This window comes from Streptomyces sp. NBC_00239 (genome assembly GCF_036194065.1).
Taxonomy (GTDB): Bacteria; Actinomycetota; Actinomycetes; order Streptomycetales; family Streptomycetaceae; genus Streptomyces.
Map to the genome: position 1 here is coordinate 5,360,182 of NZ_CP108095.1, position 12,949 is coordinate 5,373,130.

The 12,949-nt window shown below is 73.8% G+C and carries 9 protein-coding genes; 1 reads left to right on the forward strand and 8 read right to left on the reverse strand.

Annotated elements, in window-relative coordinates:
* Positions 1-92: 92 nt before the first annotated feature.
* The 7 genes from OG764_RS23625 to OG764_RS23655 form a co-directional block, all read right to left on the reverse strand.
* The gene (locus OG764_RS23625; RefSeq protein ID WP_328970420.1) at positions 93-1,088 is read right to left on the reverse strand and encodes an N-acetylglucosamine kinase; all 996 of its coding nucleotides are present in this window, start codon (positions 1,086-1,088) and stop codon (positions 93-95) included.
* Positions 1,079-2,353, reverse strand: a complete 1,275-nt coding sequence (locus OG764_RS23630; RefSeq protein ID WP_328970421.1) for a 6-phospho-beta-glucosidase — start codon at positions 2,351-2,353, stop codon at positions 1,079-1,081. Before OG764_RS23630 ends, OG764_RS23625 begins: the two co-directional genes overlap by 10 nt.
* Positions 2,354-2,360: 7 nt before the next feature.
* Positions 2,361-3,206, reverse strand: a complete 846-nt coding sequence (locus OG764_RS23635; protein ID WP_328970422.1) for a carbohydrate ABC transporter permease — start codon at positions 3,204-3,206, stop codon at positions 2,361-2,363.
* A 2-nt stretch (positions 3,207-3,208) separates the two neighbouring features.
* Positions 3,209-4,150, reverse strand: a complete 942-nt coding sequence (locus OG764_RS23640) for a carbohydrate ABC transporter permease (protein WP_328970423.1) — start codon at positions 4,148-4,150, stop codon at positions 3,209-3,211.
* A 6-nt stretch (positions 4,151-4,156) separates the two neighbouring features.
* Positions 4,157-5,494: an ABC transporter substrate-binding protein gene (locus tag OG764_RS23645; protein ID WP_328970424.1), complete on the reverse strand. Its 1,338-nt coding sequence runs from the start codon at positions 5,492-5,494 to the stop codon at positions 4,157-4,159.
* Between the two features lie 180 nt (positions 5,495-5,674).
* Positions 5,675-6,961 carry an ROK family transcriptional regulator gene (locus tag OG764_RS23650; protein WP_328970425.1) on the reverse strand — a complete coding sequence of 429 codons (1,287 nt, stop codon included), beginning with the start codon at positions 6,959-6,961 and terminating at the stop codon, positions 5,675-5,677.
* 199 nt (positions 6,962-7,160) lie between these two features.
* Positions 7,161-8,252 (reverse strand): mechanosensitive ion channel family protein, encoded by a 1,092-nt coding sequence (locus OG764_RS23655; protein ID WP_328970426.1) that lies wholly within the window; start codon positions 8,250-8,252, stop codon positions 7,161-7,163.
* A gap of 260 nt (positions 8,253-8,512) precedes the next feature.
* Between OG764_RS23655 and OG764_RS23660 the strand changes: the two genes are divergently transcribed.
* Positions 8,513-9,049 carry an HNH endonuclease gene (locus tag OG764_RS23660; RefSeq protein ID WP_328970427.1) on the forward strand — a complete coding sequence of 179 codons (537 nt, stop codon included), beginning with the start codon at positions 8,513-8,515 and terminating at the stop codon, positions 9,047-9,049.
* Positions 9,050-9,689: 640 nt separating this feature from the next.
* Here the strand turns inward: OG764_RS23660 and OG764_RS23665 are convergent.
* Entirely contained in the window at positions 9,690-12,827 is a 3,138-nt protein-coding gene (locus OG764_RS23665; RefSeq protein ID WP_443056025.1) for a beta-N-acetylglucosaminidase domain-containing protein, read from the reverse strand.
* Between the last annotated feature and the right edge of the window lie 122 nt (positions 12,828-12,949).

Genomic DNA, 12,949 nt, shown 5'->3' on the forward strand with positions numbered 1-12,949 from the left:
CGATCTTGTTCGAATCAACGGCCGCGGTCCCTTTCCGTCTATACGCGCGGCGGTCCCGCACGGTTCCAGGACTGCCCAGCCGGGGGCCTCCTTCACCCGAAGTGGGCCTTCAACTTTTCGTAGGCAACCCGGGGCGCGCCCGTCGCATCCAGGCCGAGCAGGGCCGCGCCCAGCACCGGGGCGGCCGTGACCACGGACAGCTCGGCCCGCGGGGCCAGCTCGGTCAGCCGTTCCCGGATCCGGCCGTTCAGCTCCGGGTGCCCGGCCGCCAGCACACTGCCGCCGAGCAGCACCGGAATCTCTTCCTCCAGGGCGTCGAGGCGTCGCAGCGCCACCGCCACCATGGCCACCACCTCGTCCGCCTGCTGCGCCACCAGGGCGCGGGCCACCGGGTCGCCGGCCGTGGCCACCGAGAAGAGCACCGGCACCAGTTCGTGCATGCGGTGCCGCTCCACGGTGCCCAGGTGCAGCGCCTCGATCAGCTCGTCCATCGAGCCCAGCCCGAACCGCCCGGGCAGCGCCCGCGCCAGCTCGGTGGGGCCGCCCCGGCCGTCTGCCGCCCGCGCCGCGAACCACAGCGCCTCCTCGGCGAGGCCGCCGCCGCCGCCCCAGTCGCCGGAGATCTTCCCCAGCGCCGGGAACCGCGCGGTGCGCCCGTCCGGCAGCATGCCCACGCAGTTGATGCCCGCCCCGCAGACCACCGCGACCCCGCGCGGCTCGTCCACCCCGGCCCGCAGGATCGCGAAGGTGTCGTTGCGCACCTCGACGCTGCGGCCCCAGCCGCGCTCCCTCAGCGCCTCGGTCAGCTGCCGTTCCTCGACCGGCAGGTCGGCGTTGGCCAGGCAGGCCGAGACGTGCCGGACCGGGCCGTGCGACCCCGCGAGGGACGGGGCCCGGCCGGCCGCTTCGGTGACGGTCGCGGCGATCAGGTCCAGGGCCGCCGCGGTCCCGGCCGCGGTGGGCCGGAAGCCGGGCCCGCGGCCGGTGGCGAGGACCGTGCCGTCGGCGGCGACGAAGGCGACGTCGGTCTTGCTGTTGCCCGCGTCGATCGCCAGCAGCACGGAGTCCCGCGGATCGCTCACGCCCACGCCAGGTGCTCCTTGTTGTGCGCGAGCAGGGCGTCGGTCAGCGCCTCCGCCTGCGCGTACTGCCCCACCAGCGGGTGGGCGAGCAGGGCCCGGAACACCCGGTGGCGGCCGCCGTGCAGCGCCGCCTCCAGGGCGAGGTCCTCGTACGTGGTGACGTTCGCGATCAGCCCGGCGTACAGCGGGTCCACCCGGGGCACGGCCAGCGGGACGGCGCCGGTGCGCACGCTGCCGTCGATGCGCGCCTGCACCTCGATCACGGCGTCGTCGGGGAGGAACGGCAGGGTGCCGTTGTTGTACGTGTTGACGACCTGCCGGGCGGAGCCGCCGTCGCCGAGCAGCGCCGCAGCGAGGTCCACGGCCGCCTCCGAGTAGAAGGCCCCGCCGCGCTCGGCGAGCAGCGCCGGCTTCTCGTCCAGCGCCGGATCGGCGTACAGGCGCAGCAGTTCGCGTTCCATCGCGGCCACCTCGGCGGCCCGCGAGGGCTTCCGGCGCAGCTCCTGCACCACCTCGTCGTGGGCGTAGAAGTACCGCAGGTAGTACGACGGGACCACGCCGAGCCGGTCCAGCAGCGGCCGCGGCACGCGCAGGTCGGCGGCGATGGCGTCGCCGTTGCGCTCCAGGAGCTCCGGCAGTACGTCCTTGCCGTCCGGGCCGCCGACGCGTACGCCGGTCTCCCAGGTCAGGTGGTTGAGGCCGACGTGGTCGAGGTGCACCTGCGCGGGCGCCACGTCCAGCATCGCGGCGAACTTCCGCTGGAAGCCGATGGCGACGTTGCACAGGCCGACGGCCTTGTGGCCTGCCTGGAGCAGGGCCCGGGTGACGATGCCGACCGGGTTGGTGAAGTCGATGATCCAGGCGTCCGGGTTGGTGCGCCGGACCCGCTCGGCGATGTCGAGCACCACCGGGACCGTGCGCAGCGCCTTGGCGAGCCCGCCGGCACCGGTGGTCTCCTGCCCGACGCAGCCGCAGTCCAGCGGCCAGGTCTCGTCCTTCTGCCGGGCGGCCTGTCCGCCCACCCGCAGCTGGAGCAGCACCGCGTCGGCGTCCGCGACGCCCGCGTCCAGGTCGGTGGTGGTGGTCACGGTCCCGGGGTGGCCCTGCCGGGTGAAGATCCGCCGGGCCAGGGCGCCGATCAGCTCCAGCCGCTCCTCGGCGGGGTCGATCAGCACCAGCTCGCCGATGGGCAGGGTGTCGCGCAGCCGGGCGAAACCGTCGATCAGCTCGGGCGTGTAGGTGGAACCGCCGCCCACCACTGCGAGTTTCATGGTCATTTCAGCCTTTCACTCCGGTCAGGGTGACGCCTTCGACGAACGCTTTCTGCGCGAAGAAGAAGAGGACGATCACCGGGGCCATGACCAGCACGGTCGCGGCCATGGTCAGGTTCCAGTCGGTGTGGTGGGCGCCCTTGAAGGACTCCAGGCCGTAGCTGAGGGTCCACGCGCCCGGATTCTCGGAGGCGTAGATCTGCGGGCCGAAGTAGTCGTTCCAGGCGGCGAAGAACTGGAAGAGCGCGACCGCGGCGATGCCGGGCTTGGCCATCGGCAGCACCACCCGCAGCAGGGTGCGCAGTTCACCGCAGCCGTCGACCCGCGCCGCGTCGAGGTACTCGTCGGGGATGGTCAGGAGGAACTGCCGCAGCAGGAAGATCGAGAACGCGTCGCCGAAGGCCATCGGGATGATCAGCGGCCACAGCGTCCCGGAGAGCCCCAGCTGTTTCGCCCAGAAGAGGTACATGGGGATGACGACGACCTGGGGCGGCAGCATCATCATCGCGACCACCAGCATCAGCGACAGCCGCCGGCCCCGGAAGCGGAACTTGGCGAGGGCGTACGCGACCGGCACGGAGGAGCACACGGTGAGCACCGTGCCCAGGCCCGCGTACAGCAGCGTGTTGCGCCACCAGGTCAGGAAGCCCGGGGTGTCCCACACCTTCGCGTAGTTGTCCCACTCCCAGGTCCGCGGCCACAGGTCGCGGGTGAGGGCCTGCTGGTCGCTCATCACCGAGGTCAGGAAGAGGAACACGAAGGGGAGGACGAAGAACAGGGCGGCGGCGACGCCCAGGGAGTGCACGCCGATCCAGTGCAGCACGGTCCGGCGGCGCAGGGTGCGCGTGGTCATGGTCAGTCACCTGCTTCGATCAGTCCGCCGCGGCGGCGCATCAGCAGCGCGGTGAAGGCCATGGCGAGGACGAAGAGCACCAGCGCGATCACGCAGGCGGAGCCGTAGTCGAAACGCTGGAAGCCCACGTTGTAGACGAGCTGGGGGAGGGTCAGCGTGGACTTCTCGGGGTAGCCGGGCTCGAACTGCTGCCCGGAGCCGCCGATCACACCGGCGGCGACCTTCCCCGCGACCAGCGGCTGCGTGTAGTACTGCATGGTCTGGATCACGCCGGTGACCACCGCGAACAGCACGATCGGGGAGATGTTCGGCAGGGTGATGTGCCGGAACTTCGCCCAGGCCCCGGCCCCGTCCAGCTCGGCCGCCTCGTACTGCTCCTTCGGCACGTCGAGCAGTGCGGCCAGGAAGATCACCATGAGGTCGCCGATGCCCCACAGGGCGAGCGCGGTGAGCGCCGGCTTGGACCAGGCGGGGTCGGTGAACCAGCCGGGCGTCGGCAGGCCGACCGCGTCCAGCGCGGTGTTGGCCGGGCCGGTGCCCGGGTTGAGGAGGAAGACGAAGGCGAGGGTCGCCGCCACCGGCGGGGCCAGGTACGGCAGGTAGAACAGGGTCCGGAAGATCCCCGCGCCGGTCTTGATCTTCGTGACGAGCATGCCGAGGCCGAGCCCGAACACCACCCGGCAGCCGACCATGACCACGACCAGCCACAGCGTGTTCCGCATCGCCGGCCAGAACATCGGGTACTGCGTGAACACGTACTTCCAGTTGGCCAGGCCGTTGAACTCCGCCGGCCGGAAGCCGTCGTAGTCCATGAAGGAGAAGTAGACGGTGGACAGGAGCGGGTAGGCGAAGAAGACGCCGAAGCCGATCAGCCACGGTGACATGAAGGCGAGGGTCCGCAGCGCGGCGGCCCGCCGCCTGGCGGTCGCGGTGTAGGCGGTCATCGGAGGTTACTTCGCCTTCGCGATGTCCGTGTCGATCTGCTTGTCGGTCGCGGCGAGACCGGCCTTGAGGTCCGACACGCCACCCTTCTCGTACCGGTACGCGAAGTCGGTGAAGGTCAGCTGGTAGGTGCCGCCGTCGGCCTGCGCCGGGGTGGTGGTGGACTTGGCGTGCCGGGCGATGTCGATGAACGTCTTGAACTGCGGGCTGACCTCCAGCCGCGGCGAGGCCAGGGCGGCGAACGTCGAGGGCACGTTGTGGATGGCGTTGGCGAAGTCCACCACCGCGTCCGTGTCCGTGGCCAGGTACTTCACCAGCTCCCAGGCCGCGTTCTGCTTGCGGCTGGTGTGGGCGATGCCGACGATGGTCCCGGCGAGGTAGCCCTTGCCGTAGTCCGCCTCCTGGCCGTCGGGCACGGGCAGCGGCGCGGTGCCGATCTCGAAGGGCACCTTGGCGTCCTGGGCCATGCCCACCCGCCACTCGCCGTCGATCTGCATCGCGACCTTGCCCTGGTGGAAGGGGTGTTCGGCGCCCCATTCGTCACCGAAGCCGGCCCGGAACTTCTCCAGCTTCGCGTAGCCGCCGAGCTTGGAGACGAGGTCCTTCTGGTAGTCGAGCATGGCGGCGAAGCCCGGGTCGCCGGCCAGGTTGGACTTGCCGTCGGGGGTGAAGTACGACGGGCTCCACTGCGCGGCCAGCCGCATCGGGGTGGTCTCGTAGCCGTGGAAGGTCGGCATCAGGCCGAGCTGCTCGTACGAGTCGCCCTTGGCGCGGGTCAGCTTCTGCGCGTAGCGGGTGAACTCGCTCCACGTCTTCGGCGGCGTGTCGGGGAGGCCGGCGGCCTTGAAGGCGTCCTTGTTGTAGACGAGGCCGTAGGCGTCGTTCAGCAGCGGCAGGGTGCACTGGTTGCCCTCGAACTGGGTGTACTCCAGGAGGGGCTTGGGGAAGACCTTCGTCTTGTCGATCCCGGACTTCGCCAGGAAGGGGGTGAGGTCGGTGAAGGCGCCCGAGTTGCAGAACTTGCCCACGCTGTCGGTGGTGAAGGAGGAGACGACGTCGGGGGCCTTGTCGCCGCCGGCCCGCAGCGCCTGGTTGATCTTGTCGTCGGTCATGTTGCCGGTGACGCGGACCTTGATGTTCGGGTGGGCCTTCTCGAAGCGGGCGATGTTGTCCTGGATCGCCTTCACCTCGCTCGGCGCGGACCAGCCGTGCCAGAAGTTGACGGTGACGTCCTTCTTCGGGTCGTCGTCGGCCTGGCCGGAGCTCTGGCCGGTACACCCGGAGGCGATCAGGGATATGGCTGCGGCGGCAGTCACGGCTGCGGCGACACGGCGGTTCCTGGGCATGACGGAGTCTCTCTCTGCGCGGCGGAGGGGATACGGCGGAGCGGAAGGACGTACGGAACGGCACAGCGGGTCGTGCGGTACGGGGTGGGGCGGCGCGGTCGTGCGGGGCAGGGGCAGGGGCAGGGGCAGGGGACGGGGGCGGGACCGGGGGTCGGCGGGTCGTGCGGGGCCGGGCCGGGGTCAGCGGGCCGGGTCGAAGCGCGAGGTGTCGAAGACCTCGTCGCGGGTCGCGGCCAGGGCGCTCGCCAGCGCCCCGCGCAGCACCGGCTCCTCGCGCACCTCGCCGACCACCAGCCGGGGCCGGGAGGCCGCGAGTTCGGCCAGCTCGGACTCGACCAGGGCGCGCAGCAGCTCACCGCCCGCGGTGATCAGCGCGCCCGAGAGCACGACGACCTCCGGGTCGAGCACGGCCACCATCGACGCCAGACCGGTGGCGAGCCCGGTCGCGAAGTTCGCCAGGAGCTCCCGGCCGGGCCCGTCGCCCACGAGCACCTCGCCCGCGGGCCCTTCGCCCGCGGCCGCGTCGGCGGCGACCTCGGCGGCGGCCCACTCCAGCAGAGCGATCGAGGCGGTGACCTCCGGGTCGTACGGCGAGTCCGGCGCGGCCGGCGGCGGCTCGATGCCCAGCGCGCGGGCGAGCCGCGGCACCACCCCCACGCCGGCCAGCTCCTGGTACCCGCCGGTGTTCACGCGGGTGACGCCCCGCACCAGCGGGGTGCCCGGCACCGGCATGAAGCCGACCTCGCCGGCGCCGCCGGTCCAGCCGCGGTGCAGCCGACCGCCCAGCACCAGCGCGGCGCCGACGCCGCTCTCGTTCCACAGCAGGACGAAGTCGTCGTGGCCGCGGGCCGCACCGAGCTGCTGTTCGGCGACCGCGACGAGGTTCACGTCGTTCTCGTACTCGACGGGCATCGGCAGCACGGCCGCGAGCTCGTCGAGCAGGGTGGGGGAGTGCCAGCCCGGCAGGTGGCTGGCGTAGCGCAGCCGGCCCGTGTGCGGGTCGAAGGCGCCCGGGGTCCCGATCACCACCCGGTGCAGGCCGGTGCGGTGCAGCCCGGCCGCCTTGACGGCGCCGTCCAGCGCCCCGGTGACCTGGGCGACCGCGCCCGGTCGGTCGGAGTCGCCCAGCACCACCTCGTGGGTGCCGATCACCGTGCCGGCGAGGTCGGCGACGGCGGCCCGGATCCGCTCGGGGGTGACGTCCAGGCCGGCGACGTGCGCGGCCGAGGCGTTGAGCGCGTACAGCTGGGCGCTGGGTCCGGGCCGGCCGCCCGCGGTGCCGGTCGCCACGACCAGGCCGCAGGCTTCCAGCCGGGCCAGCAGCTGGGAGGCGGTGGGCTTGGACAGGCCGGTGAGCCGGCCGATCCTGGTGCGCGAGAGCGGTCCGTGCGCCAGCAGTAGGTCCAGTGCGGCGCGGTCGTTCATCGCGCGCAGAACACGGGGGGTACCCGGGGTGGCTCCGGCCATCGTCGTGCGACCTCACTGTCTCCGCCGGCGCCGGCAGGAAAGCTTCTGTTAGGAAGGTTTACTATTACGTGTTGCCGCAAGTTATGCGGCCGGTCAGAACCGTGTCAATGGGTCTGCGCCCCCGCCGTGACCCGAACGGGTCGCGACGAGGGCGCAGAAGGCCGGCGCGGAAGGCGGTGCGAGCGCGGTTACGCGCCGGTCACTTCGTCATCCGCACGGTCCCGGCCGGTGCCGGTATCGGCGCGGTGGCCAGCGACTGCGGGGAGGCCGGGTTGGCGAGCGCCGAGGGCGGCGCGACCGAGGCGGACAGGTCCGGGGCGGGCGCCGCGTCCTCGTCGTCGGCCGCCGGCAGCCCGCCGACCATCCGGATGCCGGCCGCGTCGAAGGCCAGCTTGATCCGCCAGCGCAGCTCGCGCTCCACCGAGAACTGCTGGCCGGGCATCGTCTTCGCGGAGAGCTTCACCGTCATCGACGCGAGCAGCACCTCGTCCAGGCCCAGGACCTCGACCGGACCCCACAGCCGCTCGTCCCACGGCGACTCCTTTGCCATCCCGTCGGCGACCTCCTGGATCACCGCGCGGATCCGGTTCAGGTCCTCGGTGGGCTTGACCTGCACGTCCACCCCGGCGGTGGCCCAGCCCTGGCTGAGGTTGCCGATCCGCTTCACCTCGCCGTTGCGCACGTACCAGATCTCACCGTTGTCGCCGCGCAGCTTGGTCACCCGCAGGCCGACCTCGATCACCTCGCCGGAGGCCACCCCGGCGTCCACCTTGTCCCCGACCCCGTACTGGTCCTCCAGGATCATGAACACGCCGGACAGGAAGTCCGTGACCAGGTTCCGGGCACCGAAACCGATCGCCACGCCCGCCACACCGGCACTGGCCAGCAGCGGGCCCAGGTTGATCTGCAGCGCGCCCAGCACCATCAGCCCGGCGGTGCCCAGGATCACGAACGACGCCACCGAACGGAGGACCGAGCCGATCGCCTCCGAACGCTGGCGCCGCCGCTCGGCATTGACCAGCAGTCCGCCCAGCGCGCTTCCCTCGACGGCCTCGGCGCTGCGGTTCATCCGGTCTATGAGCTTGGTGATGGCCTTGCGGACCACCGACCGCAGCACGCCCGCGATGACGAGGATCAGCAGGATCTTCAGGCCGACGTTCAGCCAGGCGGCCCAGTTCTCCTCGACGAAGCTCGCGGCGTTCGTCGCGCTCTCGTGGGCCTCTTCGAGCGTGGTGGGCGCCTCGGGGGTGGGGGCGACGGCCAGAACCGGCAAGATGGCGGGCCAGGACACGACAGGAACCTCCAGTGGAACGGTCTGCCCGCCGGAAGGGGTGTTGCGGGCAGGCCAACCACACTAACGGGGCATTCGGCGTGACCCGACGGCCGTGTTCGAGGGAGAGACCAGACTCACCCGGGCATGAAGAGCCTGTGGTTGAAAACACCTCCGACCCGTTACGGGCGCGTGGTGGCGCTTCGACCAGCGGTAAGGAGAGACTGAGAGCAGATCGTCCCGGCGCGAGCCACGCGCCGCCGGCGTACAAGGAGGCACCCGTGCCACACGTCCTGGTCCTCAACGCGTCGTACGAGCCGCTCGGCGTCGTACCGCTCCGCCGCGCGCTCGTCCTCGTCCTGGAGAACAAAGCGATCTCCCTGGAGGAGTCAGGCGCCTACCTGCACAGCGCGACCAGAGCCCTCCCCGCGCCCAGCGTGGTCCGGCTCAAGCGTTTCGTGCGGGTCCCCTATCGGGGGCCCGTTCCGCTCACCCGCCGCGCCCTGTTCGCCCGCGACGGAGGGCGCTGCATGTACTGCGGCGGGGTCGCCACCAGTGTCGACCACGTGATCCCGCGCAGCCGTGGGGGCCAACACGCGTGGGACAACGTGGTCGCGGCCTGCCGCCGCTGCAACCACGTCAAGGCCGACCGGCACCTGGTCGATCTGGGCTGGCGGCTGCGTCACGAGCCGGCTCCGCCGTCCGGGCTGGCGTGGCGGATCATCGGGACGGGGCATCGGGATCCGCGCTGGATGCCGTACCTGCAGCCGTACGGCGCCGAAGACGCCGTAGCCCGCATCGACGGCATCTCCGCCTGACCCCGCCCCCTGTCCCCGGCTCACCCTCCGCCCCTCCGGGCCGACTACTGCGGCCCCTTCACCTCGGCCGGTGCCGAGTGGCAACCCCGCGCGCATTCCAACCCCTCCGGCGCTTGACCCCGCGCACGCTTCAGCCCCTCCGGCGCTTGAGGCGCGGGCCCGGGCAGAGCCCGGCAACCCCGCGTGCATTCCAGCCTCGCCGGCGTTTGAGGCGCGGGTCCGGGCAGAGCCCGGCTAACCCCGCGCACCATCCAGCCCCTCCGGCGCTTGAGGAGCGGGTCCGGGCGGAGCCCGGTGCCCGGCGCCAGCCGGGTTGTTCTTGGGGCTCCGCCCCAAACCCCGCGCCTCAAACGCCGGCGAGGCTGGGAATTGCCCCCCAGGGCGCCGGTGAGGCTGGATGTTGCGCCCCGGGCCCCGGCGAGGCTGGGGGTCGGGCCTCAAGGCGTGGGCGAGGCTGGGAATTGCCCTACAGGGCACCGGTGAGGCTGGGGGTTGCGCCCCGGGCACCGGCGAGGCTGGGGGTCGGGCCTCAAGGCGTCGGCGAGGCTGGGGGTTGGGCGCCAAGGTGTCGGCGGCGGTGGTTGGGCGCCAAGGTGTCGGCGGCGGTGGGCGCGTACGGGGCCGGGTCTCGGGTGGTGCGTCAGGGGGTGACCGCGTAGGCCTCGGCCGACCACAGGCTGCAGCCGAAGCGCGTCGCGCGCTCATCGCAGCGGACCCGCACGAAGCGCACCCCCGCCTCGTCCATGCGGAGCGACTCGCGGCCGCCCCGCGACCCCGTCACCGTCGCCGCCGTCCGCCAGGACACCCCGTCCGCCGAGGTCTCGACCCGGTAGGCCGAGGGATACGCGTCCTGCCACGTCAGCACCACCTGCCCCAGCCGTACCGGCGCGGCCAGTTCCATCCGCCACCACGCGCCGTCCGCGGCCGGCGAGGACCACCGGGTCGCCGGATCCCCGTCGACGGCGGCCGACGCCGGGAAGTCCCGCGTCTCGTCACCTGACGAACTCGCCGTCGCGCCGCGCGCCAGATCCGGGCCGCCGGTGCGCGGGAACGCCCGCACGGTCAGGGTCCGGGACCCGCCGCCGAAGGAGACCGGCACCTCGTACACCCCCGCCGGGGTGCCCGCCGGGACCGTCACCTCGACCGGCACGGACACCCGCGTGCCGCGCGGCACCGTCGTCCGTGCCGGCACCCTCACCCGGATCCCGTGCGGCGCCTTCGCCGTCAGCGCGCCCTGCACCGCGGCCGGCCGCAGACCCGACAGTTCCGCCGCCACCCGCTGCGCGCCGCCGCCGATCTCCGCGTCGGTACGGCCGCCGCCGGCCAGCTCGATGCGGGCGGACGGGTCGTCGGCGAACCACGGCACCACCCGGTGCACGCCCGGCGCGTCCCCGGCCCACAGCAGCCGCACCGCGTCCGCGCGCAGCCCGCGCGCGGCGGCCTGCGTCCAGCCGCTCGGCGAGACCTCGCCGAGCTTGCGCCAGCCCTCGCCCGGCACGTGCGCCTCGACGAGCGTGCCGCGCCCGGCCGCCGGCGCCGGGTCCGTCATCACGGTGACCGCCTCCACCGGGCGCGCCCGGCCCAGCCACACCGTGTACGAGCCGTCGTCCGCGGCGACCGAGCCGCCGGGCACCGTACGGCTCGCGCCCGTCCACGCGTCCGCCTCCCGGGCGGCCTTCGCGAGGAACGGCTCCAGCACGCCCTTGCCGACGGTCACCGCGTGGGCCGGACCCTCGGCGCCCGCCGCCGCGGCGTCCGGGGCGGTCAGGGCGGCGCGGGCCGCGCGCAGGGCGAGCGAGGCCCGCCAGGCGGCCGCCCCGTCGCCGTGCGCCTGGGCCCGCAGCAGGTCCACGGCCAGTTCGCCGGCCGTTCCGTAGCGGGCCAGCCGGTCGATCCAGGGCCCGGCCTCGGCCGGCAGCACGCCCCCGGCCGGCCCGGCCAGTCGTTGCGGGGCCTCCCGCATCACGGTGAAGGCGGCCCGCAGCCGCTCCCCGGCCCGGTCCGCGGCCGCCCGGTCGGCGCCGCCGCGGGCCTGCCAGAACTCGGCCAGCAGCGGCCGCAGGTACCCCGACTCGGTGGCGTCGAGCACCGAGGAGGAGGCGTTCCCGGCGAGCGCGCCCAATGCCTCCCGGGCCCGCGCATCCCCGTCGGCCAGCTCGTCCAGCGCGGCCTGCCAGGAGTCCGCGGCCCGGTAGGAGCGGGCGTTCCAGGCGAAGTCGGCGGCCGTGAACAGCGGGATGCGGGAGGCGGCCGCCTGCGGCATCGCATTGGCCAGCAGCCCCGCCGAGCCGTTCGCCACGGCCGGCTCGCGGCCCGTGTACGCGCCGAGGAACAGCCGGTCCATCGCGTAGTCGTTGACCGGATAGTTGTCGACGGTGACCAGCGGGTGCCGGAACACCTCGCGGGCCGCGGCGAGTTCCCGGCCGGTGATGGTCCGCGGCAGCACGCCCACGCCCGTCCACGCCACCTGCACCCGCGGGTCCAGCGCCCCGGCCAGCGCGGTGCGGTAGGGGGTCGCGCCCTCCTGGAAGTACTCGGTGGGCACCAGCGACAGCGGCGCGGCCCGCGGGTGGCGGCGGGCCAGGTGCGCGGCGAGTTCGCCCGCCAGCTCGGCGTGGGCGCGCGCCGCGGCCCGCGGCCCCCGCCCGTAGCGCCTGCGGTCCGCGGCGCAGCCCCACTCGGTGTAGCTGACGTCCTGGAACTGGAGCTGGAAGGCGCCGAAGCCGAGCGCGGCCATCGCGTCCACCTTGCGCAGCAGTGCCGCCCGGTCGCCCGCCGACGACAGGCACATGGTCTGGCCGGGGGCCACCGCCCAGGCGAGCGTCACGTGCCCGGCGCGGGCCGTGCGGGCCAGTGCCCGGAAGTCCTCCTGCTCGCCCGCCGGGTACTCCTCGCGCCAGCGGGCCGTGCGGTACGGGTCGTCACCGGGGGCGTACAGGTAGCGGTTCTGCTTGGTGCGGGCCATGAAGTCGAGGTGCGCCAGGCGCTGCTCGTGGGTCCAGGGCCGGCCGTAGAACCCCTCGGCGGTGCCGCGCACGGCCGCCGACGGCCAGTCGCGGACCAGCACGCCGGGCACGTCCCGCGCCACGATCAGCCGGCGGAGCGTCTGCGCGGCGTGGAACAGCCCGTCCGTGCCGGTCCCGACCAGCGCCACGGTGTCCCGGCCGGCGTGCCGGCCGACCGCGATCCGGTAGCCGCCGGCCGGCAGGTCCCCGGCCTCGGCCCCGCCCAGCGCCCGCAGCGCCGCCTCGGCGTCGGGACCCTGGACCCGGACCACCGGGCCTGCCGCGGGCAGCGGGGCCGCGGCGGAGGTCTCGTGCAGGCTGCGCACGCCGGCCGCCCGCAGGGCCGTGCGCAGGACGTCGAGGGCGTACGGATCGGTGCCCGCGGGCGCGACGAGCACGGCCTCGGCGCCCAGGCGTACCGCGTCGCCGCGTGCGGTCAGCGACTGCGGACGCGGCCACACCGCGGGCGGCGCCACCGCGGACCGCCCGGCGGGCGGCGCCGCGCGCGTCCCGGCCGGGCTCCCGGCCGCGTCCCCGGAGGGCTGACCGGCCGCCTTCCCGGCGGGCCCTCCCGCGGGCGGTACGGACGTCCCGGGCCCCGCGGACTTCCCCGGTGGTACGGACGCCCCGCCCGCGGGCGGGACCTGACCGGCCGTCGGGCCCGGGGAGGGCGCCGCGAGGACGCCGGGTGCGCCGGCGAGCCCGCCGCCGAGGAGTCCGCCGATCACGGCGACCGCCGTGGCGGTCACCCGCTTCCTGCCCCTGAGCTGCACGGAGCCCCCTCGCTCGGTCGTCCCCCGCCCGTTCGAATCAGCCCGAGCCCACCACTCGAACGGCTGAAGTGTCAACGTGCGGGGCCGTTGTGACCGCTATGCCCTGTGTTTCGGGTGACCCT

Excerpts from the sequence above, each read along its gene's own strand:
- OG764_RS23630 (WP_328970421.1), bottom strand. The coding sequence starts at position 2,353 with ATGAAACTCGCAGTGGTGGGCGGCGGTTCCACCTACACGCCCGAGCTG.
- OG764_RS23635 (WP_328970422.1), bottom strand. The coding sequence starts at position 3,206 with ATGACCACGCGCACCCTGCGCCGCCGGACCGTGCTGCACTGGATCGGC.
- OG764_RS23640 (WP_328970423.1), bottom strand. The coding sequence starts at position 4,150 with ATGACCGCCTACACCGCGACCGCCAGGCGGCGGGCCGCCGCGCTGCGG.
- OG764_RS23645 (WP_328970424.1), bottom strand. The coding sequence starts at position 5,494 with ATGCCCAGGAACCGCCGTGTCGCCGCAGCCGTGACTGCCGCCGCAGCC.
- OG764_RS23650 (WP_328970425.1), bottom strand. The coding sequence starts at position 6,961 with ATGGCCGGAGCCACCCCGGGTACCCCCCGTGTTCTGCGCGCGATGAAC.